At 41.8% G+C, this 22,640-nt stretch carries 21 protein-coding genes; 4 read left to right on the forward strand and 17 right to left on the reverse strand.

Going from position 1 to position 22,640, the window contains the following annotated elements; all coding sequences use genetic code 11:
- Window positions 1-14: 14 nt before the first annotated feature.
- The 7 genes from DYI81_RS05485 to glnK form a co-directional block, all read right to left on the reverse strand.
- Window positions 15-563 carry a VTT domain-containing protein gene (locus tag DYI81_RS05485; protein ID WP_106983856.1) on the reverse strand — a complete coding sequence of 183 codons (549 nt, stop codon included), beginning with the start codon at window positions 561-563 and terminating at the stop codon, window positions 15-17.
- A 111-nt stretch (window positions 564-674) separates the two neighbouring features.
- Entirely contained in the window at window positions 675-1,334 is a 660-nt protein-coding gene (locus tag DYI81_RS05490; RefSeq protein WP_117006930.1) for a riboflavin synthase, read from the reverse strand.
- A gap of 24 nt (window positions 1,335-1,358) precedes the next feature.
- Window positions 1,359-2,657, reverse strand: a complete 1,299-nt coding sequence (locus DYI81_RS05495) for a DNA adenine methylase (RefSeq protein WP_106983854.1) — start codon at window positions 2,655-2,657, stop codon at window positions 1,359-1,361.
- Window positions 2,654-3,736, reverse strand: coding sequence for a bifunctional diaminohydroxyphosphoribosylaminopyrimidine deaminase/5-amino-6-(5-phosphoribosylamino)uracil reductase RibD (gene ribD / locus DYI81_RS05500; RefSeq protein ID WP_106983853.1), 1,083 nt, complete (start codon window positions 3,734-3,736; stop codon window positions 2,654-2,656). The genes DYI81_RS05495 and ribD overlap by 4 nt, the downstream gene beginning before the upstream one ends.
- A gap of 26 nt (window positions 3,737-3,762) precedes the next feature.
- Complete coding sequence (gene nrdR / locus DYI81_RS05505; RefSeq protein WP_106983852.1) at window positions 3,763-4,221, reverse strand: transcriptional regulator NrdR; 459 nt, start codon at window positions 4,219-4,221, stop codon at window positions 3,763-3,765.
- 152 nt (window positions 4,222-4,373) lie between these two features.
- Window positions 4,374-5,771, reverse strand: coding sequence for an ammonium transporter (locus tag DYI81_RS05510; protein WP_106983851.1), 1,398 nt, complete (start codon window positions 5,769-5,771; stop codon window positions 4,374-4,376).
- A gap of 62 nt (window positions 5,772-5,833) precedes the next feature.
- Complete coding sequence (gene glnK / locus DYI81_RS05515; protein ID WP_004650081.1) at window positions 5,834-6,172, reverse strand: P-II family nitrogen regulator; 339 nt, start codon at window positions 6,170-6,172, stop codon at window positions 5,834-5,836.
- A gap of 274 nt (window positions 6,173-6,446) precedes the next feature.
- Here glnK and DYI81_RS05520 point away from each other — a divergent pair, with 274 nt between their 5' ends.
- Complete coding sequence (locus DYI81_RS05520; protein ID WP_106983850.1) at window positions 6,447-6,674, forward strand: accessory factor UbiK family protein; 228 nt, start codon at window positions 6,447-6,449, stop codon at window positions 6,672-6,674.
- 66 nt (window positions 6,675-6,740) lie between these two features.
- Window positions 6,741-8,225: a YifB family Mg chelatase-like AAA ATPase gene (locus DYI81_RS05525; RefSeq protein ID WP_117006931.1), complete on the forward strand. Its 1,485-nt coding sequence runs from the start codon at window positions 6,741-6,743 to the stop codon at window positions 8,223-8,225.
- 106 nt (window positions 8,226-8,331) lie between these two features.
- Here the strand turns inward: DYI81_RS05525 and DYI81_RS05530 are convergent, their stop codons facing one another.
- Together DYI81_RS05530 and DYI81_RS05535 are read right to left on the reverse strand one after the other, a co-directional pair.
- On the reverse strand, window positions 8,332-9,096 hold the full coding sequence (locus tag DYI81_RS05530; RefSeq protein ID WP_106983848.1) for a TorF family putative porin: 765 nt from the start codon (window positions 9,094-9,096) through the stop codon (window positions 8,332-8,334).
- Between the two features lie 372 nt (window positions 9,097-9,468).
- Window positions 9,469-10,239: a TorF family putative porin gene (locus DYI81_RS05535; RefSeq protein ID WP_117006932.1), complete on the reverse strand. Its 771-nt coding sequence runs from the start codon at window positions 10,237-10,239 to the stop codon at window positions 9,469-9,471.
- 568 nt (window positions 10,240-10,807) lie between these two features.
- On the opposite strand from DYI81_RS05535, the gene DYI81_RS05540 reads away from it, so the two are divergent.
- Window positions 10,808-12,127, forward strand: coding sequence for an OprD family outer membrane porin (locus tag DYI81_RS05540; RefSeq protein ID WP_117006933.1), 1,320 nt, complete (start codon window positions 10,808-10,810; stop codon window positions 12,125-12,127).
- A gap of 106 nt (window positions 12,128-12,233) precedes the next feature.
- On the opposite strand, the gene ppa is transcribed toward DYI81_RS05540, so the two are convergent.
- Together ppa and DYI81_RS05550 are read right to left on the reverse strand one after the other, a co-directional pair.
- The gene (gene ppa, locus DYI81_RS05545; RefSeq protein WP_106983845.1) at window positions 12,234-12,770 is read right to left on the reverse strand and encodes an inorganic diphosphatase; all 537 of its coding nucleotides are present in this window, start codon (window positions 12,768-12,770) and stop codon (window positions 12,234-12,236) included.
- Between the two features lie 111 nt (window positions 12,771-12,881).
- Window positions 12,882-13,283: an MAPEG family protein gene (locus tag DYI81_RS05550; RefSeq protein WP_117006942.1), complete on the reverse strand. Its 402-nt coding sequence runs from the start codon at window positions 13,281-13,283 to the stop codon at window positions 12,882-12,884.
- Between the two features lie 108 nt (window positions 13,284-13,391).
- Here DYI81_RS05550 and DYI81_RS05555 point away from each other — a divergent pair, with 108 nt between their 5' ends.
- Complete coding sequence (locus DYI81_RS05555) at window positions 13,392-13,778, forward strand: hypothetical protein (RefSeq protein ID WP_106983844.1); 387 nt, start codon at window positions 13,392-13,394, stop codon at window positions 13,776-13,778.
- 54 nt (window positions 13,779-13,832) lie between these two features.
- Here DYI81_RS05555 and DYI81_RS05560 read toward each other — a convergent pair whose 3' ends face one another.
- From DYI81_RS05560 to DYI81_RS05585, 6 genes are all read right to left on the reverse strand, one after another.
- Window positions 13,833-15,509 (reverse strand): AMP-binding protein, encoded by a 1,677-nt coding sequence (locus DYI81_RS05560; RefSeq protein ID WP_117006934.1) that lies wholly within the window; start codon window positions 15,507-15,509, stop codon window positions 13,833-13,835.
- A gap of 148 nt (window positions 15,510-15,657) precedes the next feature.
- Window positions 15,658-17,877, reverse strand: a complete 2,220-nt coding sequence (gene parC / locus DYI81_RS05565; protein WP_117006935.1) for a DNA topoisomerase IV subunit A — start codon at window positions 17,875-17,877, stop codon at window positions 15,658-15,660.
- Window positions 17,878-18,191: 314 nt separating this feature from the next.
- Window positions 18,192-19,511 (reverse strand): MFS transporter, encoded by a 1,320-nt coding sequence (locus DYI81_RS05570; protein ID WP_106983841.1) that lies wholly within the window; start codon window positions 19,509-19,511, stop codon window positions 18,192-18,194.
- 126 nt (window positions 19,512-19,637) lie between these two features.
- Window positions 19,638-20,282, reverse strand: a complete 645-nt coding sequence (locus DYI81_RS05575; protein ID WP_106983840.1) for a trimeric intracellular cation channel family protein — start codon at window positions 20,280-20,282, stop codon at window positions 19,638-19,640.
- Window positions 20,283-20,343: 61 nt separating this feature from the next.
- Entirely contained in the window at window positions 20,344-20,811 is a 468-nt protein-coding gene (locus tag DYI81_RS05580) for a YchJ family protein (protein WP_106983839.1), read from the reverse strand.
- Between the two features lie 87 nt (window positions 20,812-20,898).
- Window positions 20,899-22,482 carry a TerC family protein gene (locus DYI81_RS05585; protein ID WP_106983838.1) on the reverse strand — a complete coding sequence of 528 codons (1,584 nt, stop codon included), beginning with the start codon at window positions 22,480-22,482 and terminating at the stop codon, window positions 20,899-20,901.
- Window positions 22,483-22,640: the final 158 nt, after the last annotated feature.

Raw genomic sequence — 22,640 nt, forward strand, 5'->3', positions numbered from 1 at the left:
CCGTCACCAATCCGTTAGGGAATCAGCTCCGCCACCGCCGAGACTGTATGACCTAAGCCATAACCAATTCCCAATAGCAACCCAATCCAAATCAGACCACCTACCACATTATAAAAGCTAAACATGGCAAAATTCATGTGCGCCGAACCTGCTGCAAAAGGTGCAAATGAACGTACAAACGGAACAAAACGTGCGACTAAAATGGTTTTGCCACCATGCTTCATAAAATAACGATTGGTTTTTGCTAAATATTCTGGCTTAAAGTAACGATTATGCTGATTGAAGTATTTAAGTCCCAATACACTTCCCGTGTAGTAATTCACGCTATATCCCAATACCGATGCAATAAACAAAAGTAGGATCATATAATGTAAATGTATTAGTTCTGTTGTTGAGCACAGCGCACCAATCGCCAGCAACAAACTGTCTCCTGGCAAGAAAAACATAAATACTGAACCAGTTTCTGCAAAAATCACCAAAAATAAAATGGCATAAATCCACAAACCGTATTGCTCTAACAGCATGGGCAACCATTGTTCTAAATTCAGTAAAAAATCAATCATCAACCCAATCCAATTTCTGCAATCACGTTCATCACGAGCGCATTATGACCTAAAATAAAAAAAACAGTCCAATTTTTCAATCAAACTGTTCGTTTTTACCGCTTTATTTTTTTATCTTAGGAAACCATTTTCAGCCAAAAAATCGAGACTAATTTTAGATTCTGCCTTGGCTTCTGCTGCTTTATCTCCCAGCAATAAGCGCTCAATATAACGTGCCAACACATCAACTTCTAAATTCACACGCGTGCCTGCTTTCCATGTACCAATATTGGTACGCTCAGCAGTATGTGGAATTAAATTTAAACTCAATACATTGCCATTGAGATGATTGATGGTCAGGCTAATACCATCGACTGTAATTGAACCTTTTTCTGCTAAATATTTTGCCACTTCAGCAGGTGCAGTCACTTCAAAATACAATGAGCGTGCATCTGAGCGTACTAAGGTAATTTCACCAACGACATCAACATGACCAGAGACAATATGCCCGCCAAAACGTGTGGTCGGAAGCATTGCTTTTTCAACATTCACAGGCTGGCCTACTTGCCATGCACCCAAAGTTGTTCGATTCAAACTTTCACGTGAAACGTCGGCTACATACCAATTTGAGCCCCAATCAATGACGGTTAAGCAGATCCCATTGGTTGCGATTGAATCGCCTAAATGCACATCCGACATATCCAAATCAGTTTGAATGCGTAAACGTACATCGCCCCCAACATTTTGGATACTTTCGACCTGACCTAAACTTTCAATAATGCCTGTAAACATACGCTTCTCTAAATTGTATTTGTTTTACCACAATGCCAATTGTGTGCTGACATCGGTTGTATCTACCCCGCCAAGCTCTGCAAAATGATGCAACTGCCCAAGTAATTGGCGTATTGGTGGGCCTGACTTTGCATGCGTATCTGTAATCACAATAAATTCCAGTACACGTGCACGCTCAGACTGACGCTGTTTACTCACACGATAACGTGGTACATCTTGTGTTAATAAGGTCACACGGCCACGTTTTAAATTGGCTTGCAACAAGTCTGTCGCACTAATATTTCCATCCGTTGAATAGCTAGTCAAAATATAACGTGCATTAATTGTTTCGACTAATTTTTCATAAGCTTCTTGGGCATGCTTGGACGAGTTATAGGGACTCGGACGCTCTTTACGCCATGCACGGTCAATACCGCTTTTAAAGCCTTTGGTATCTGGTGTAGGTAAATCTACCTGATCCCACAAAGTCAGCGCATTAAGTACATGATAGTTAGAACTATACGCATGTTGGTTATAAGGTGGATCTAAATAAGCCACATCCACTTCAAAGCCACTCATTTGATTTGCCAAATGTTGTGCATCAACACACCACATCTCAGCGGCAGGCTTTTTCGGATCACCCAATTCACAAAAACGACTTGGCGTTAACCACAATAAAGATTCAATACGCTCTAATGCAGTCTGTGTTTTACCGCCCCAACCATGGTGGAAGCTTTTAAACACCCCTGAAGTATTTGATACAAAACTTGCCGAATATAATAAAGGCGCCAACAGTGCCGACATTTCGACGTCATTAATTGCACCTTGAGTTTGCCAAGTGGCAATTTGCTGGCGAATAGCATCAATACGCATACCATTACGGCGTTTAAAGAACAAACGGTCACGGCTAGGATCGTAAATCTCATCATTACGCGGGCACAAATTATGCGTCACCCAACCCTTCACTTCAGGTAGGCGATTAAGATAATCAATAGCTTTTTGATAGCCACCCAATTCTTTAAATGTAGGTGCTTCAACGCAAGATAATACTGCGCTATTTAATGCATGACTATATGGTTCCCAGTCATTGGCAATCACACGATAACCATTTTGTCGTGCTAAGCGTGAAACTACACCTGAGCCTGCAAAAAAATCGGCAAAAATAGGTGCTCGACCATCTTCACGATTCAATGTGCCTGTTTGCTCAAGGGCTTCTAAAATCAAATGCAGTAAACGACGTTTGTTCCCTAAGTACGGCACCAATTGATGAAAAAGATATTCATCTGTGGTACGTGCTGCATGGCGACGTTTATGATAAACCGTAGACGTAGACTCTGTACTCATACTGACTCTGGAATAAGGCTCAAGCGAACATCTTGACCGAATTGGGCAACATGTTTGAGCTTAAAGCGAAGTTGTTCTGCCATCACACTAAATTCAGCATTAAACATGGCACGTGCTGACGACCCTAAAAAGGTCGGCGCAACATAACTAATAATTTCATCTACCAGTTTTTCTTGTAAAAAGGCAGTCGATAATGTTGCACCTGCTTCTACCAACACGTCATAAATTTGATACTGCTGCGCAAGAAGCGAGATTAAATCCGTTAAAGGTTGAACCTCGATTTGTTCTACACCTAAATCTGCAAGTTCCTGACGATATGGCCCCATGACCATTAAAGTTTCAGGCTGTTCACATAGTTTAGCCGTTAAAGCTAAGCGACCTTGACGGTCTAAGACTAAACGCTTGGGTTGTACAACTGTGTTGAGATCTATATCTGCTGATAATTGGCGTACATTTAACTGGCAATCATCCGCCAATACCGTTTCAATTCCTGTAATGACCACACCCGAAATTGCCCGCCAATGTTGTACATCTAAGCGTGCTTCTGGGCCTGTAATCCACTTTGACTCACCCGAAGCCATCGCAGTACGACCATCCAAACTCGATGCAACTTTCAAACGTACATAAGGCTGACCTGTCGCCATGGCTTTCAAAAAGCCCAAGTTAAGCTGGTGGGCTTCTGCTTCACATACCCCAACTTCAACCTCAATACCCGCATCTTTTAAAATTTGAACGCCTTTACCCGCAACCAATGGATTCGGGTCTGGACAAGCCACAACTACTTTTGCAACACCTGCTTCAACCAAACCTTTGGCACATGGAGGCGTACGTCCAAAATGCGCGCAAGGTTCTAAAGTCACATAAGCCGTCGCACCTTGGGCTAAAGCGCCAGCTTCACGCATGGCAAACACTTCTGCATGCGGTTGCCCCGCTTTAGGATGAAAACCTGCACCCACCTGCTGGCCGTCTTTTACCAATACACAACCAACATTGGGATTTGGGCGTGTCGAGTATTGCCCAAGCTGTGCCAATGCAATCGCACGTTGCATCCATATTTGGTCTGGGCTCAGCTCTGACATGTTGTGCGTATTCCTATATCTTTCACTTACTGATCGCGGTGTTGCATCTGTTCGATTTGACGACGAAATGCTTCCACATCTTGGAAATCTTGATAAACCGATGCAAATCGTACATAAGCCACATGATCTAAGGCAAATAAAGACTGCATGACAATTTCACCAATGGTTCGTGATTTCACATCTCGCTCGCCTAAACGACGAATTTGCAGTTGAATGTCACTCAATACGGTTTCAATTTGTTCTTGAGTCACGGGACGTTTTTGTAAAGCATGTAGCAATGAGCGTCTTAATTTGGCCTCATCAAAAGGCTCATTTTTACCATCTGACTTAATAACACGTGGCATAACCACTTCATAACTTTCAAAAGTCGTAAAACGCTCGCCACAACAAATACATTCACGGCGTCGGCGAATTTGACAGCCTTCAGCAGCCAAGCGCGAATCAATCACTTTACTGTCTGCAGCGTTGCAAAATGGACAATGCATAGCGGGTTAATTGAACAATTTTGAATGGCCTCAGAGTGTAGCAAAAATTCTGAGCTTTGTAGAGCATTACGCAACATATAGAAAAAAAACAGCCCTTTCGGGCTGTTTTACACAATATATTGATATTAGATCATCAGTATAATGTCGAATTATTATTCTACACGTTCGCCATGTTGGCTTAAGTCTAGACCCATGCGTTCGTCATCAGCTTCAACGCGGATACCAATCACAAGATCAATCACTTTAAGAATAATGAATGTTAATACTGCAGAGTAAGCGACGGTTGCAAGTACACCTTCTACTTGTACCCATAATTGATGCATCACGTCTGTTGGTGCTTTATCGCCCATGATGAAAGAGCTGGCAAAGAATGCTGTCAAAATCGCACCCACAATACCGCCTACACCGTGCAAACCAAATGCATCAAGTGAATCGTCGGCTTTTAATACGCGTTTTAATGCGGTAATACCCCAGAAGCATACTACACCACCAATCAAGCCCATTGCTAAGGCACCGCCTACAGTGACAAAACCTGCAGCTGGTGTAATCACCACTAGACCTGCAACCGCACCAGACGCACCACCAAGTACCGATGATTTACCACGAACCACTTTTTCAGTGATGAGCCATGCAATAGCTGCTGCAGCTGCTGCCACTTGTGTCACCACGAGTGCATAACCAGCTGAACCATTTGCACCTAATGCGGAACCACCGTTAAAACCAAACCACCCCACCCAAACTAAGCTTGCACCAATCACAGTTAAAGTTAAGTTGTGTGGTGCCATAGATTCACGACCTAGCCCCATACGTTTACCGAGCATGTATGCAGCCACTAAGCCTGCAACACCCGAGTTAATATGAACGACCGTACCACCAGCAAAGTCAAGCGCACCATCGTTACCTAACCAGCCACCACCCCACACCCAGTGTGTAATTGGGGCATAAACGATTACACTCCAAAGCGTAATGAACGCAACGAATGCACCAAACTTCATACGTTCTGCAATCGAACCGCTAATAATTGCAACGGTAATGATGGCAAACGTCATTTGGAAAATAACAAATAGAATTTCAGGGATTGTGCCTGTGAGTGCATCAGTGGTAATGCCTGAAAGCATCATTTTATCTAAACCACCAATGAAGGCATTTCCTGAGCTAAATGCGAGCGAATAACCAATAACAACCCATGTTAAGCTTACGATGCCAGCTGCTACAAAGCTATGTGCCATAGTGCTGAGTACGTTCTTTTTACGAACCATACCACCGTAGAATAATGCTAAACCTGGAATAGTCATTAATAAAACAAGTGCAGTAGACACTAAAATCCAAGCCGTATCACCTGTGTCCAGTTTTACTTCTTCTTTTGCTGGTGCTGGTGGAACTTCCACCGGTGCAACGGTTTCAGCGACTGGTGCCGCTGAAGTAGCCTCAGTTTCTACAACTGAAATTTCTTCTGTAGGTGTCGGCGCTGTTGCAGCTTCTTCAGCCCACGCAACAGAACCGCCTAAGAGTGCGCCAGATAGACTGAGCGCAAGCAACATCTTTTTCATTCGTATCCCCCAACCTAGTTTTTGTGAGTTATTAGGTACTCAGCAAACTTCGTGCCAATTAATTAGACAGCGTCAGCACCTGTTTCGCCGGTACGAATACGGATAACTTGTTCTAAGTTAGTCACGAAAATTTTACCGTCGCCAATTTTACCTGTGCTTGCAACACGGGTAATTGATTCAATCACTGAATCAACCATTTCATCACTAATCGCAATTTCAATTTTTACTTTAGGTAAAAAATCAACTACATACTCAGCACCACGGTACAATTCAGTATGACCTTTTTGACGGCCAAAACCTTTGACTTCAGTTACCGTGATCCCTTGAACACCAATTTCAGACAATGCTTCACGCACGTCATCTAATTTGAATGGTTTTACAATAGCAGTTACAAGTTTCATGTTTGTTTTCCTTCGGCTTATTTCACCTGTAAGGTTTTATGTTCAATTTTCATGCCAAAGTTACTAAGGTCGGGGGAAAATAGAAACTTTGAACACGAAGCTTATGTATAACCTATTTTATACGTTTAATTGCGTCTTGAACGCGAAAATTAGACGTTTTTACCATAAGAATTACGATTTTAAGTATCGATTCATACGATATAATCGGCCGAAGGCTATAGCCGAACCAGTGTGAATGCTACACTCGCTATTTTATGATTGGATTAGACATAAAATGATTGAAACCTTATTACAAGCTATTCTTGAGCAAATTGAACAACCCAAAAAAGATATTGAACACAATATACGAGCACTATTAAATGAAACTGTCAGCAAAATGGATTTGGTCTCACAAGCAGAGATTGAACGCCAACGTACAGCTTTAAATCATGCAAATTCACGCTTAGATGCCCTCTTGGCACACGTTGAGCAACTCGAAAAAGAATTACAGAACAAAAAATAAGCACCAAATAGGTGCAGCAACAGACGCATAATGATTAAAAAAAACGCACTATAATGGAACAACAATATGTCTTTTGCCAAAATCTATACCCGAGGGCTCTTGGGCTTACATGCACCTTTAATTGAAGTAGAAGTGCATTTGAGTCAAGGCTTGCCCTCTTTAACTATTGTGGGACTACCAGAAGCCGCTGTTCGTGAGAGTAAAGACCGCGTCCGTTCTGCCATTATCAATAGTGGTTTTCAGTTTCCAAACAAGCGACTAACGATTAATTTAGCCCCAGCAGATCTCCCCAAAGATGGCTCTCGTTTAGACCTTCCGATTGCTTTAGGGATTTTGATTGCCTCTGGTCAATTGCCTGAACAGGCTGCAGAAGGGCTAGAATTTGTTGGAGAGTTGGCGCTTGATGGCCATTTACGCCCAATTACAGGCATCTTAAGTATCGCTATTGCCTGCCAACAACTGGGACATCCACTCATTGTGCCCCAACAAAATGCCGCTGAGGCTGCGCAGCTCCCTAATTTTGAAGTCTTTGCTGCAGGGCATTTAAATGAAGTATGTGCACATCTGGCCCAAAAAGCACCTATTACTGCCTACACCGCACCGAGTACATCCATAATAGGTCAATACAATTTTGACTTGGCCGATGTTAAAGGCCAACTTCGTCCACGACGTGCCCTCGAAATTGCCGCTGCAGGTGGACATTCATTATTGTTTAAAGGTCCACCAGGCACTGGAAAAACCTTATTGGCTTCACGTTTGGCAAGTATATTACCGCCACTGAATATGCAGGAAAACATTGAAGTCGCCAGTATTTATTCTATCGCCAATAGTCAGCATCACTTTGGACAACGCCCCTTTCGAGCCCCACACCATACGGCATCTGCAATTGCCTTAGTGGGAGGTGGTTCAAACCCAAAACCTGGGGAAATTACCTTGGCACATTTAGGAGTGCTTTTTTTAGATGAACTCCCTGAGTTTGACCGCAAAGTCTTGGAAGTTTTAAGGCAACCGCTGGAATCTAAAGAAATTGTCATTTCACGGGCATCACGCCAAATTACCTTTCCAGCCAACTTTCAGTTGGTGGCTGCCATGAACCCTTGCCCATGTGGTTATGCATTTAACCAAGATGCGCGTTGCCAGTGCTCAGCCGATGCCATTAAACGCTATCAAAATCGAATTTCCGGGCCTTTACTCGACCGCATTGATCTGCATATTGATGTACCACCACTGCATGCAAATGAACTACAGAACACGCAAGCTGTAGAAAATTCAACCACAGTTCGCGCACGTGTATTACAAGCCTACGAATGTCAAATACAACGGCAAAATACGGTGAACATGGCGCTCAACCCCAAGCAATTAGAACAATTTGCACAGCTGGATACAGCAGCGCAAAACATCATGGCTATGGCCCAACAACGACTCAATTTATCGGCACGGGCGTATCATCGTGTTCTACGCGTTGCGCGTACCATTGCAGACCTCGCACAGGCCGAGCAGATTCAAACCGCGCATTTAACAGAAGCCTTGTCCTATCGCAGTCCATCCTAATCAATCTTTGCTTAGCAAAAATACAATGCTAAAAAAAGCCCTGAATACACAATGTATTCAGGGCTTTTGTTATAACTTATTAAAAGCTAGTTTACGCTGAGCTTTATTAGAAAGTCTTCGTTAGCGTAAATACTGCACCAGTTTCTACGCCACGCTCTTGAGCATGTGTGAAACCTTTAGTATCAATGTTTGTGCCCACTGCTGCCAATTCAGCCGTAGCACCTGGAATAGACTTAAAGCCATAGTTCACACCGACTTTCCAATCGATGTAATTATCATCGCCATTGAATGAATATTTTTTCTCATCATTTACAACAGTATAGCCAACACCTGCCACAGCGCCAAAGCCCGTATCACCAATGGGTGCCGAATAACCTGCAGTGAAATTCCAGCTACTGGTGTCGAATGCAGCATAATCATTGGTATAGTTAATGTTGGTGAGTAAGCTATCGCCCGACGTAAATACATCAGCAAAAGTTAATTTTCCATATAACTCCGCCCAATTTAAATCGCTTGCGCTTGGGTAGTTATAATAAACCACACCTACATCCAATACTGGCTTGCTGCTAAAGCTTTCTAAAGTTGTTGCATAACCAATAGAAGGATCTAATTCTAAGCTTGGCGTACCTGAACCAAAGTTCACGCTTGAACCCCAAAGGCCAACATAAACACCTGACTCATGCGCTAAAGTAAAGCCTGCTTGTAATGCTGGATCTGTTTCTGTTTGTGTAATACCGCGGAAACGATAATCTGTTGTGATCGCTGCATTACCGCTAAAAGATAGACCAAATGGCATTGCAGCTTTATCTTCTGCCAATACAGCGCCAGATGTTGTTGCCAATACAGATACAGCCAATAGTTTTTTTAACATTTTAAATCCCCACCCGATTTTATTTTGAATACTCAACAAGGATTAGCAAGTGCTGTGCCAACTTTGAGTTCATAAATCTCAGCTCAGCATTCAAGTTGTTCTTTGAAATAAATAAAATATTGTTTTTTATTATTATTTATATAAAAAAATAAATCTTAATATCTAAAATCATATTTTTTCGATGCATCCATTTGGATAAGTCGACCAAAGTTTCAATGCGATGACAACATGTAACTATTTATATATTAAAGCGCCTTTAATGCACACTTTTTCATCAAAGTGTCGTAAAAATGCATAAAAAAAGTGCATAAATTCACATTTATGCACTCTACGCTCAAAAGCAATATGTTTTAGTCACATCATCGTTATGAACTAAAAATTATAGTTCAGGCCAACCAAGGTTGGATTATCAAATTTCTCACCCATACGATCTTTGCCTCCCCACACTTGTTCAACAAAAACGTCTGCACCTGTATTGCCTAAAGCTTTGCTTAAGCCTAAGCGAGCTTCATTAAAGCGGAAGCTTTTGCGTGTTTCTACAAAATCATCATCGCCATGATCATTATAAATGTAGGCAGCCACTAATGCTTTTGCAGTAACATCATAAGGAAGCGCATATTGATAACCCGCACTGACATATACATCGCCAGCATTGCCGTAATTCACATCAGATAGCAACACACCTAGACCTAAGCTGAGGTCTTGGTAATTCAGTGTATTATTCAACTCTATGCCTGTAGTACGGCGCTTCGATGAACGATCATCGTTATAAACTGAACCACCGCCTTGGTAAATATAAGCAGTTACTTGGCTACTATAGCTCCATTGATCATTTAATTGACCGCCATAGCCAATATAAACATCGTGTTCAAAGCCACTGTTTTGTGTTTCATCCGTAGGGTCATAGCCCAACATTGAACCCCAATATCCTGCAAACACACCACTTTGATGATCATATTGCACACCACCTTGGAGAGTCACATCATCATTTTCTTCACCACCACGGTAAATATATTTATTTACGATAGACACACTGCCTGAAATTGCATGAGTCTCGGCATCCGTTATCTCTGAAGCCCATGTTGGGAGTGCATACAATGAAAGCGCGACACAGAGCGCACGGCGAAGTGAAATGAATGGCATGATAGAATCCCCAAAAGTTTTAAAATGTGTTCTGGCATTTTGTCGTTCAAATTTTCGTGCAAATTCTAGTCTCACTTTACCATTGAGTAAAGTTTACCAATCAAAAACAACGTTGATATTTATAAGGAACTCTATTTTTTAATCCTCATGCCGACATACATGCATATTTTTTATTATTTTTTTAATGTTATTTATATATCTTTATTAAACTTTCTTCATGCTTTAAATCATTGGGCTAATTTTGATTAAAAGTTAAATTTTAATTTTGAAAAAATAAAAATTATCTAAAAACTCAATACCGCATCAGTCACCTCTCAACTTATTCACCCTAGCAATGACAAGCACCAAAGCTTCATCAAGATTAGATCCAACTATCTTTATGTTTTTACTAACTATTAAAAATAAATTTCAGTTTTCTCTAATAGCTTAGAAATACCACAAATACTACTTATCTGAAAAATGCATGACTTTAGTTGTATAAATTCAATAAAAGTAATGTATTTTTAGAGAATACTTATACAATCGACATACCTTTTCACAACATCTTTTCGCATGAGGCTCTCTCCCAATGCTTAAATCAAAACAATTGACACTGGCGTTACTTGTAAACGCTGCTCTAATTTCTTCTGTATATGCAAGCGAACAAAGCGAATCGAAAGGCTTTGTAGAAGATGCTAACGGTACTGTATTGTTCCGTACTGGTTTTATTGATCGCGATAAAAAAGGTGCACCAGACAACCGTTCAACAGCTCAATCTGCAATTGTAAAATTAGAATCTGGCTTTACTCAAGGTGTAGTTGGTTTTGGTGTCAATGTTACAGGTGATGCATCATTCAAATTGGGTGATAACAAACATGCAGGTAACGGCATGATTCCACGTGAAACAGGCCTAGATAGCAAAGGCGTTCTCAAGAAAGGTGCTGGTGATACTTACGACCACTGGGCTCGTGGTGGTGCGAGTGTGAAAGCACGTGTTTCAAACACAACTGTTGAATATGGTACTCAAGTTTTAGACCTTCCTGTTCTTGCAAGTAATACTGCACGTATGGTGCCTGAATACTTTGAAGGTACTTTAATTAAAAGCCGTGAAATTCAAAACCTTGAATTGGTTGCAGGTAAATTTACCAAAAACCAATACTCAGACCAAATCAATACAGATGGCCGTCATTTAGATAATGCGATCGTTTGGGGTGCGAAGTACAAGTTTGATGATCAATTGAATGCATCTTACTATGGCTTAGACAGCGAAGATAAATTAGAGCGCCATTACATCAATGCTAACTATACATTACCGTTGGCTGAACAACGCTCTTTGACTTTAGACTTTAATGGCTACCATACAAAGTGGGACAAACAAGCTGGAACTTACTCATCTACGATTGGTAATAAAGACGTTGATGGCCGTAGCAACAGCATTTGGTCTTTGTCAGGTACATTGAACCAAGGTGCACACTCTGTGATGTTGGCTTACCAACAAAACACAGGCAACACAGGTTATGACTACGGCGAAAATGCCGATGGCGCGCAATCAATTTACGTGGCGAACTCATACCTTTCAGACTTTATTGGTAACCACGAAAAATCAGCACAAGTGCAATACAATTTGAACTTTGCTGACTATGGTATTCCTGGCTTGAACTGGACGTCTGCTTATGTTTATGGCTGGGATATCAAAACTGTTGATAATGGCAAAGTAACATCTGAAAACGCAAAAGAAAGCGAATTCTTTAACCAAGTGAAATACACAGTTCAATCTGGTTTTGCTAAAGATGCCAGCCTTCGTCTACGCAACTCGATTTACCGTGCAGACCAAGCGTATAACAACGTTTACATGCCTGACACCAATGAATGGCGTATCTTCTTAGACATTCCTGTAAAACTTTTCTAAGTTTTCAGTCTGTTTAAAACAAGCATAAAAAAACCTGCATCATGATGCAGGTTTTTTTATGGCTCAGTCACAACTAAAATAACTGAGCCTCATTCCAAAAAAGCAATTATTTGTTTGCTTCTTGGTATGCAGCAATTGAGCTCAATACTTCTTGTTTTGCAACATCAGCACCTTCCCAACCACTTAACTTAACCCATTTGCCTGGTTCTAAGTCTTTGTAGTGTTGGAAGAAGTGTTCAATTTGGCTGATCAACAACGGAGGAAGATCTGTATATTCTTGAATATCTTTGTAGATTGGCGTCAATTTGTCGTGTGGAACTGCAACAAGTTTCGCATCCACACCACCGTCATCTTCCATATTCAATTTGCCCACTGGACGGCAACGAATTACTGAACCAGGCTCAACTGGGTGTGGTGTCACAACCAATACGTCAAGCGGGTCACCATCAAGTGACAATGTATTTGGTACATAACCGTAGTTCGCTGGGTAGAACATTGCTGTACCCATGAAACGGTCTACAAACAAAGCGTCAGAATCTTTATCGATTTCGTATTTGATTGGCGCTGCATTTGCAGGAATTTCAATAATTACATAGATGTCGTTAGGTGCATCTTTACCCGCAGGGATATTGCTGTAGCTCATAGCATCACTCTTTAAACTAGTTAAATCTTTTAAACCGGCATAATTATAACGGTTTTTGTTTCATTTTTTCTGATTTTGCATCTTCGTCTTAAAATTTCATCTAAAAAAAACTTAAGACGTCAATTTTATAATCAACAACAACATGGTCACTGGGCACAACATCGACAATAACCAAATGATGGTACGTAAGGCTACCCAATTTTTTAAATAGCAAATTCCGTATATTACACGACAGACCAAGTAGGCTATACCAAAGGTCATAATCAGTCGCTGTGGCATCACCATATATTCAGCCATGAGTACGGCTGCAATAAATAAAGGTAAACTTTCAAAGCTATTTTGCTGTACAGCATTGGCACGACTGGCTAAACCTTCTGCTTTTGCCAATGCTTCACGTGGGTTTTGGTGATCTTTGGCTGTAAACCCTGCCGCTTTTTTTGCAATCATTGTAAAAACATAAGGGAGTAGACAAGCCCCCAAAATGAGATAAATGATCCCACTTATGCTTTGCATTTGTTTTTTCTCATAATGAAAAGTATTTAAAAGCATCATAGCATGGCATTTCGTGAATAAATTTTGTTAAATAGAGTGTTTTATTAAATTGTGTATATAGGTTCTGCCATGGTCAGTCCAGAACAACAGCAAATTTATGATGCACTAGCGCAGCAACGCGGTCATCAGAAGCAAGTTGATCGTGTTTTAAAAGTCGTTCTTCCCATTGCGGCCTTTTTACTGTGTGTAATTTGCGCCAATCTCAATGTATGGTCTACCCTACTGACCTTTGTCATGATGTGGATTTCCTTTTATGCCACCGCCATTAAACGCTGGCCACTTTGGCATTGGGCACTGGCAATTTTAGTGTTTTGCCTGATTGATAATATTTTAAGTTATGGCACCTTTAACAGCTCAGGCTTTAGCCGCCAATTTGGCACCATGTTTATTTTCTTAGGTGTCTTTGGTGTAGGTCGACGCTATTTTGATCGCTGGCTAATGAAAAAAAGTATTTAAAACATGTAGCAATAAAAAAAGCGCCCTTAGGCGCTTTTTTTTAGATCGGAAAGATTAGGCAGTTTTACGCAAATCTTTACGTAGAATTTTACCTACGTTCGATTTTGGTAATTCATCCATAAATTCAACATAACGAGGGCGTTTATAGCCAGTTAAGTTTTCTTTCGCAAATGCAAGAATCTCTTCTGTCGTTAAAGATGGATCTTTTTTCACCACAAAGAGTTTTGGCACTTCACCTGATTTTTCATCAGCCACACCAATTGCCGCCACTTCTAGCACTTTTGGATGTTTGGCAATCACTTCTTCAATTTCGGCTGGATACACGTTAAAACCAGATACCAAAATCATGTCTTTTTTACGGTCAACAATCTTCACATAACCACGTGGATCCATCACACCGATGTCACCCGTACGGAAGTAACCATTAAACATTACTTTGGCAGTTTCGTCTGGGCGGTTCCAGTAGCCTTTCATCACTTGTGGGCCACGAATCGAGATTTCGCCTTGTTCACCCAAAGCAACTTCATTGCCTTCATCATCTAAAATAGCAACTTCAGTTAATGGCAATGGAATACCAATCGTACCGCTGAATTCCATTGATGCAGGCGGGTTAGCTGTTGCAACAGGTGAAGTTTCTGAAAGACCATAACCTTCAATAATGTTTGTACCAGTCACTTTTTTCCATGCTTCAGCTGTAGACGGCAATACCGCCATACCACCACCCATCGCCATCTTCATTTTGCTGTGATCAAGTTGCTTAAACTCTTCATTGTTCACCAATGCGTTAAACAAGGTATTTACAGCAGGGAAGAATGTAGGCTGGTACTTACGTAATTCTTTGATCACCGCTGGAAGATCGCGCGGGTTAGGAATAAGTACGTTGGCTTGACCTTTGTACATACCGTAAAGTGCACACACCATAAATGCAAAGATGTGATACAACGGCAATGCACAGAAGATACGATCATCTGGCTGGCCATCTTGTTGGCCAAATTTGCTTTGGAAAATACCATCACATTGCAACATGTTTGCTACTAGGTTGCGGTGAGTCAGCTCAGCACCTTTAGAAACGCCCGTTGTACCCCCTGTATATTGCAATACAGCTGTATCACTTAAGGTTAAGTTTGGACGTTTATAGTTGCTCGCGCTCACTTTTGACATTGCCGCATTAAAGCGAATGTGGCCTGGAATATTCCATGCTGGAATTTGCTTACGTACAGAACGTAATACAAAATTCACTAATGTGCCTTTTAATGCACCAAGCATGTCACCCACAGAAGCAATAACAACATGCTTCACTGGCGTTTTACCAATAATTGCTTGATATACAGAAGCAAAGTTTTCAACAATCACTAATGCTTCTGCACCAGAGTCATTTAATTGATGCTCTAATTCACGTGCGGTATAAAGTGGGTTTACGTTAACAAGAACGAGGCCCGCGCGGAATACACCTAAAGCCACGACTGGGTATTGCAGTACGTTTGGCATCATAACGGCAACACGTGAGCCTTTTGCCAAACCTAAACTTTGTAAGTATGTCGCAAATTTACGGCTTGCTTCTTCTAACTGGTCGAAAGTGATGGTTTTATCCATGAAGATAAAGGCATCACGTGAACCAAATTTTTGGAAGTTACGTTCAAAAATATCTACCAATGAGCTATTTTCTTGCGGTAACTCTACAGTCTCTGGAATTCCTGTCTTTTGGTATTCTGCGAACCAAATCTTTTCCATAATGCCCAATTCTCCTGTACAAATCCTTAATAATTCAACTGTTTTTCTCAATACTAAGCATTCTTTATTTAACTTGTTACTGCTTAATATCGCATCCATTTCTCGAATATATGCATATATAACGTATTTCGATCAATGGATGCTAGTGTTATCTTTGAATCAACAGTTTATTTGCTTTTTGATATCCCCTAGGCAATAGCACACCTTTAGAGGCACGCTTCCCAATATACTTCTGCAAGTCATCACCTTTTAGCTTTAATTGCTGATTTCCTGCAAGCACTTGAATTATTTCATCTAGGTTAAGTGTTGTCATGGATACAATTTGATCTTTGCCTTCAAGTTGTATCAATTTATTACCCTTACCTTTATTCAGACTTGGCAAATCTTGTAGGTCAATTAACAATAAACGGCCTGCTGAACTGAGCAGTGCAAGATGTGTATATTGCTCAATCGCATGTAAAGGCAATGGATTTGCATCGTCAGATAACGTCAGGAACGCCTTACCTGCTTTGGCATTGGTATCTAAGTTTTTGGCTTGGGTTTTAAAGCCATAACCTTTATTGCTCAGTGCTAAAAGCTCAGCATCATCCTCTGCAATAAACACCTGTTTAAAGCCAACGCCACTTGCAGGAGATAATTTTGAACTTAAAGGCTCACCTAAACCACGTGCTGATGGCAAAGTATTAATCGCTAAAGCATAACTACGGCCAGATTCATCCAAGACATATACACGTTGATTTGACTTACCTTGTGCATGACTTAGGTATTGATCACCAGCGCGGAAATTTAGATTTTCGGCATCAACGTCGTGGCCTTTCGCTGAACGAATCCAACCTGCTTCCGATAACACAACCGTTACAGGATCAGCTGGCATCATGTCCTGCTCATTGATCGCATGTGAATCTTCACGTTGCACAATTGGCGAACGTCGATCATCACCAAATTTTTTCGCATCGTCTTTGAGTTCGTTAATAATTAATGATTTGAGTGATTCAGGGTTGGCCAATTGTTCACGAATAATGGCTGCACGAGCTTCCAACTCTTCTTGCTCACGGCGCATTTCCATTTCTTCAAGTTTGGCCAAATGGCGTAACTTAAGTTCTAAAATGGCTTCTGCCTGAATCTCATCAATCCCAAAGCGTTCCATTAATACCGGTTTAGGTTGATCTTCTTCACGAATAATTCGAATCACTTCATCAATATTTAGGTAGGCCACAATCAAGCCACCCAAAATATGCAAACGCTTTTCGATTTTATTTAAATGATATTGCAAACGACGCGTTACCGTTGTCTTACGGATTTCAATCCATTCCAACAAAATACGACGAATCGATTTCACTTGTGGACGGCCATCTGCACCAATCATATTCATGTTGACGCGATAGCTAGACTCAAGGTCAGTTGTTGCGAATAAGTGGCTCATGACCGCTTCAGCATCAATACGATTTGAACGTAAGACAATCACTAAACGCGTAGGATTTGCATGGTCTGATTCATCACGTAAATCACTGACCAACGGCAGTTTTTTCGCCTGCATCTGATCTGCAATTTGCGAAATGACTTTAGAGCCAGAAACTTGGTAAGGTAGCTCAGTAATCACGATTTCATTTTTGTCGATCGTATAAACTGCGCGGGTACGGTAACTACCACGACCCGTCGTTTGAATTTTCAGTAATTCATCCGGCGCCGTGATAATTTCGGCTTTGGTCGGTAAGTCTGGCCCAGGAATATACTCTGCAACCTTCTCATCCGTTAGATTTGGATTACGAATAAGAGCAATCGTGCCTTTGACCACTTCGCGTAAGTTATGTGGCGGGATATCGGTGGCCATCCCGACTGCAATACCCGTTGTCCCGTTTAATAAAATATTAGGAACGCGCGCAGGCAAATTTACAGGTTCTTTCATTGAACCGTCAAAGTTATCCTGCCAATCACAGGTGCCTTGACCGAGTTCAGAGAGCAGCAAATCACTGTAGGCCGATAGCTTTGCTTCGGTATAACGCATGGCAGCGAAGGACTTTGGATCATCGGGTGAACCCCAGTTGCCTTGACCTTCAATAAATGGATAACGATAGCTAAACGGCTGTGCCATAAGCACCATTGCTTCATAACATGCCAAGTCACCATGTGGGTGATATTTACCCAAGACGTCACCCACAGTACGTGCAGACTTTTTTGGCTTACCTGTGGGCTTGAGGCCTAACTCACTCATGGCATAGACAATACGGCGCTGTACTGGCTTTAAGCCATCGCTGATATGTGGCAAAGCACGGTCCATAATCACGTACATGGCGTAATTAAGATAAGCTTGTTCGGTAAATTCTGCTACGGAACGGTTTTCTGTCGCATGATGCGCAAGGCTTGTCATAACAACCTTTAATCCTAATAAATTCGTTTTTGTATATGGGTTCTTATGCTATGTCTCTGCCGTGCTGGACACAAGTGGCGAAACTTACACACAGCGACAAATCTTGTCTTAAGACAGCTCTATTGCCGTAAAATTATCCACTTTATGATAAATGTTCAACTTCTAATTTGAATTTTCAAGCACAAAAAAAAGCAGGTCACAGAATTTAATCTGTACCACCTGCTGATGTTTGCTTTAGGTTGGGCATTCATGCTTTCACGCCAGTGATCCGCTGAATTTAGATGCACTGCCAAAACAAATTGTTTTGTCCAAACTTATAAGCCTAAAGACTCTAAAGTTTTGCCTTTGGTTTCTTCACCCAAGACCAAAATCACAAAGGCAACCGCAAACAGTACGGCAGTAAACATGGTAAAGACCATACTAAAGCCATTGTTCATGACCATCATGTGCGTGACTGCCAAGGGCGCGACAATCCCCCCCATACGGCCAATGGCGGCTGCCCAGCCCGAACCAAAAGCGCGAATATTGGCTGGATATTGTTCTGGTGTATAGGTATACAGTACGCCCCATGCACCAAGGTTGAAGAAAGACATTAAACAGCCCCAAACCACAATCATCGTGACGGTTTCTGCCTGTCCAAAGAAATACGCCGATACTGCGCACATGCCAATAAAGCCTGCCAACGTGGCTTTGCGTCCTAATTTTTCGACCAACCATGCTGCCACGATATAACCTGGCAACTGCGCTAAAATCATGACCAGTACATATTCGAAAGACTGCACAATGGTATAACCTTGTTTGACCAATAAGCTTGGCAACCAGGTAAAAATGCCATAATACGAATAAACAATACCAAACCAAATGAGCCACAGCATCAGGGTACGGCGTGCAAATACACCCGACCAGAGCTGTTTAAATGACACATTTTGCTGCTGCGCAACAGGCTTCACTTCAAATATTTCAATCACCTCTACACCGCACTTGGCTTCAATTTTTTTAACCAAGGCATGTGCTTCAGCATGACGGCCACGGTTAATTAAATACGGAATAGACTCAGGCACAAACTTCCAAATAACGATGGCATATAGTGCAGGCAAGCCCCCAATTAAAAAGGCTGCATGCCAATTAAAATTTGGAATCACAAAATAAGAAACCAAGGCAGCCACCAACCAGCCCAAGCCCCAAAAACTTTCTAGTAATACAATAAAGCGCCCACGCACATGAGCAGGTATATATTCACTCACCAAAGTTACAGCAACCGGAAGCTGACCACCCAAACCTAGACCGACCACAAAACGAAATAGCAAAAGCCAAGTTAAGTTGGGAGCAAAAGCACAGGCTGCTGTCGCAAGACTGTAAATCACCAAAGTGACAGCAAAAACAGTTTTACGCCCAATACGATCAGCTAAAGCGCCTGAGCACACTGCACCAATTGCCATACCCACAAAGCCGATAGATACCACCCAGCCCTTTTCAGCAGGTGTCATGGCCCAGTCTTCAGCCATTTTGGCCAAGATAAAGGAAATTAAACCCGTATCCATGGCATCAAACATCCAGCCTAGCCCGATGACCAACAATAAAGTGTAGTGAAAGCGTCCAATTGGCAGACGCTGTATGCGTGAGACTAAATCCATAACAAGATCTCTGATAGGGTGAAAGAATGCATGCTGCCTTCACAACAGGAATTATGATTTTGCTATTTTAAGTATTGTGTGAGATGCAGAATGACCATGATCACTCACGGTCATTCTACTATGAAACTAAGAGAGGTCTTTAGAAGATGCTGACTGTTCGTCATCGTCTTTATAAATAAATTTCGGCATTTCTAAGCCAAAATAGATCGCAATCACACGTAAGCTAAAACCAAAGACTAAGGTAGCAATCACGGTTAGCTCTAGCGATAAACCGAGTTCTAGACAGATCCAATAACAAATGACTGCCACAAAGGAAATAGACGCATACAGCTCACGACGGAATACCAGTGGCACATCGTTACATAAAATGTCACGTAAAATACCGCCAGATACACCCGTCAAAACACCCGCAACTGCGCACACCACAAAACCATGTCCCATTTCTAATGCAATTTGGCAACCAATAATGGTAAAGCCAATCAGACCGAGGGCATCCAGCAACAAGAAGATATTGCGTAAGTGACGCATCCACTTGGCAATTAAAATAGTCACAAAAGCGGCACAGCAGGTCAGAATCAGGTATTCAGGATGTTTAACCCAAGTCAGCGGATAATGTCCCAGCAATACGTCACGCACTGAACCACCACCTAAGGCAGTCACACAGGCAATCAGCACCACCCCAAACCAGTCCATACTACGTCGTCCCGCAGACAACGCTCCTGTCATGGCCTCTGCCGTAATTGCAATGATATAAATAATGGTGAGTAACATTGCCCTTCATCCGCTGATGGGTAAAAGATGCGCGCTATTCTAAGTCAAATTTTAGAAAAAGTTACAGAAATTGCGCACAGCATTGCTTAAATTTTTTCGTTGAACCACAAATACACGGCTGTTTCATGGTGATTTGCATCTCTACAGTCGGATCGAGAAAATACCAAGCCGTATTGTGCTTCACAAAATGTGAAATTTCATGGTGTATATGTGCTTGCTGACCATCATGATAATGCGCTTTAAATTCGACTTGCGCATGCGTTTTATCTAGCTTTTCTTGGGCTTGTACCACCTCTAACTTCAACCATTGATTGTCCTTACTCCAAGCTGTAATCGCAGGGACATCTAAGAAGGCTTGCTGACCTTGTGCAGTCGTCGCAACGATATAGTCAATTTGCTGTAAGGCAAAAGCACTGTAACGAGATCGCATTAACTGGGCAGCGGTTTGGGCTTGTTCACGACCTGTATGTAAAAGCTGGCAACACTCGGCATACACGCCTAAACCACATGGACACTGTATTTCTGACATGTTTGTTACTCTGCAAATATTGAATTAAAAATAGCCCAACTGAGTGGGCTATTTGGGCAAAAGCATAGATCCATTTAACTTTGAAGTTTAGTGCTCTTCACTCGGGTTATGCACATTAATCACATGAACCTTGTCAATTTTATGACCGTCCATCGTCACCACTTCAAAAATATGATCATCCGCTGTTAATTTTTCACCATTTTCAGGCAAACGCCCTAAGTGAAATAAAATATAACCAGAAAGTGTCGAATATTGCTCTGACTCATCCACCAAATCACAGCCCAATAATAAGGACACATGGCGAATATCAGTTGAACCGTCCAGCATCAACGTACCATCTTCTAAACTTTCTGCAACGGTATCGAGTTCATCTTCATCTGGGAACTCACCTGCAATGGCTTCGAGCACATCAATTGGTGTTGCAATCCCTTCGATTGAACCATATTCATTTAACACAATCGCCATTTGTAGCGGTGCTTGACGCATTTGTTCCATCACCATCAACACTTGTGCATTTTCATGCACAATCACAGGTTCACGCAGGTGCTTTTCAAAGTTCACCTCACCTGTTTCAATATATTCGTTCATGATTTTGTGCGTTAACACCACACCTGCGATATTGTCTAATTCGCCATGTGCCACAATCAAACGTGAATGTGTTGTACTTAATAACTGCTCACGAATAAATTCAGCATCTTCGTCTAAATCAATCCATTCCAGCTCTGGACGAGGTGTCATCACTGATTTCACAGGACGTTCGGACAGACCCAACACCCCCTGCACCATCACGCTGTGGTACACGCCATTGTCTTCATCAAAGACTTCATCGGCAAATGCACGCGTTGCCAAAACGTCTTCATGATTATCGTTCTGAGTTTCTGAGGCACTTTTCCCGCCCAACATACGCATGACAGCTGAAGCAGTCCGGTAACGTAAATCAGTCGTAGTCACCATTTTTTCCTGATTATGACGCATAGTCTGATTCAGGAATTCAATCAGTACAGAGAAACCAATTGCAGCATATAAGTAGCCTTTTGGAATATGGAAACCGAAGCCTTCAACCAATAACGAAAAACCAATCATCATTAAGAAACATAGGCACAAAATGACCACAGTCGGATGACGATTGACGAAATTCATCAGCGGTTTAGAAACTAAGAGCATAATGCCAACGGCAATGACCACCGCAATCATCATCACGGGGAGTTGCTTCACCATACCCACTGCCGTGATCACGCTATCTAACGAGAACACTGCATCAAGAACCACAATCTGAATAATCACCATCCAGAAAGTCGCATGCACAGGATTTTCTTCTTTGAGCATTGGCTTGTTTTCAAGGCGCTCACGGAGTTCCATCGTGCCTTTAAACAGTAAAAATACCCCACCAAATAACAGAATCAGATCACGTCCCGAGAAAGGATGCTCAAAGACATGGAACAGTGGTGTGATCAGCGTCATGACCCAAGCAATCGATGCCAGCAACACTAAGCGAATACATAGCGCGAGCAACAAACCGACTTTACGTGCTTTATCTCGTTGTTCTGGTGGTAATTTTTCCGCCAAAATAGCAATAAAGACGAGGTTATCAATACCCAGTACAATCTCTAAAACCACTAAGGTGAGTAAGCCTACCCATGCAGAAGGGTCTGACATCCATTCAAAGATCATGAGTGATGCTCCTGAATTTCAGCCTGAATGGCGCAACGAGAAATCTGTTGTGTGAGGAATAAAAGACGCGCGGAGGCGATTGAAGTATTTATTTCTAAAAATTTTATACGTGCCGAGTGACAACTATCACTGCCCATGTTCGTTCATATCTGGTGAAA

This window comes from Acinetobacter sp. SWAC5, from assembly GCF_003419885.1.
Taxonomy (GTDB): domain Bacteria; phylum Pseudomonadota; class Gammaproteobacteria; order Pseudomonadales; family Moraxellaceae; genus Acinetobacter; species Acinetobacter cumulans.

Coding starts and splice junctions, on each gene's coding strand:
- DYI81_RS05485 (WP_106983856.1), bottom strand. CDS start 563: ATGATTGATTTTTTACTGAATTTAGAACAATGGTTGCCCATGCTGTTA.
- DYI81_RS05490 (WP_117006930.1), bottom strand. CDS start 1,334: ATGTTTACAGGCATTATTGAAAGTTTAGGTCAGGTCGAAAGTATCCAA.
- DYI81_RS05495 (WP_106983854.1), bottom strand. CDS start 2,657: ATGAGTACAGAGTCTACGTCTACGGTTTATCATAAACGTCGCCATGCA.
- ribD (WP_106983853.1), bottom strand. CDS start 3,736: ATGTCAGAGCTGAGCCCAGACCAAATATGGATGCAACGTGCGATTGCA.
- nrdR (WP_106983852.1), bottom strand. CDS start 4,221: ATGCATTGTCCATTTTGCAACGCTGCAGACAGTAAAGTGATTGATTCG.
- DYI81_RS05510 (WP_106983851.1), bottom strand. CDS start 5,771: ATGAAAAAGATGTTGCTTGCGCTCAGTCTATCTGGCGCACTCTTAGGC.
- glnK (WP_004650081.1), bottom strand. CDS start 6,172: ATGAAACTTGTAACTGCTATTGTAAAACCATTCAAATTAGATGACGTG.
- DYI81_RS05520 (WP_106983850.1), top strand. CDS start 6,447: ATGATTGAAACCTTATTACAAGCTATTCTTGAGCAAATTGAACAACCC.
- DYI81_RS05525 (WP_117006931.1), top strand. CDS start 6,741: ATGTCTTTTGCCAAAATCTATACCCGAGGGCTCTTGGGCTTACATGCA.
- DYI81_RS05530 (WP_106983848.1), bottom strand. CDS start 9,096: ATGTTAAAAAAACTATTGGCTGTATCTGTATTGGCAACAACATCTGGC.
- DYI81_RS05535 (WP_117006932.1), bottom strand. CDS start 10,239: ATGCCATTCATTTCACTTCGCCGTGCGCTCTGTGTCGCGCTTTCATTG.
- DYI81_RS05540 (WP_117006933.1), top strand. CDS start 10,808: ATGCTTAAATCAAAACAATTGACACTGGCGTTACTTGTAAACGCTGCT.
- ppa (WP_106983845.1), bottom strand. CDS start 12,770: ATGAGCTACAGCAATATCCCTGCGGGTAAAGATGCACCTAACGACATC.
- DYI81_RS05550 (WP_117006942.1), bottom strand. CDS start 13,283: ATGCAAAGCATAAGTGGGATCATTTATCTCATTTTGGGGGCTTGTCTA.
- DYI81_RS05555 (WP_106983844.1), top strand. CDS start 13,392: ATGGTCAGTCCAGAACAACAGCAAATTTATGATGCACTAGCGCAGCAA.
- DYI81_RS05560 (WP_117006934.1), bottom strand. CDS start 15,509: ATGGAAAAGATTTGGTTCGCAGAATACCAAAAGACAGGAATTCCAGAG.
- parC (WP_117006935.1), bottom strand. CDS start 17,877: ATGACAAGCCTTGCGCATCATGCGACAGAAAACCGTTCCGTAGCAGAA.
- DYI81_RS05570 (WP_106983841.1), bottom strand. CDS start 19,511: ATGGATTTAGTCTCACGCATACAGCGTCTGCCAATTGGACGCTTTCAC.
- DYI81_RS05575 (WP_106983840.1), bottom strand. CDS start 20,282: ATGTTACTCACCATTATTTATATCATTGCAATTACGGCAGAGGCCATG.
- DYI81_RS05580 (WP_106983839.1), bottom strand. CDS start 20,811: ATGTCAGAAATACAGTGTCCATGTGGTTTAGGCGTGTATGCCGAGTGT.
- DYI81_RS05585 (WP_106983838.1), bottom strand. CDS start 22,482: ATGATCTTTGAATGGATGTCAGACCCTTCTGCATGGGTAGGCTTACTC.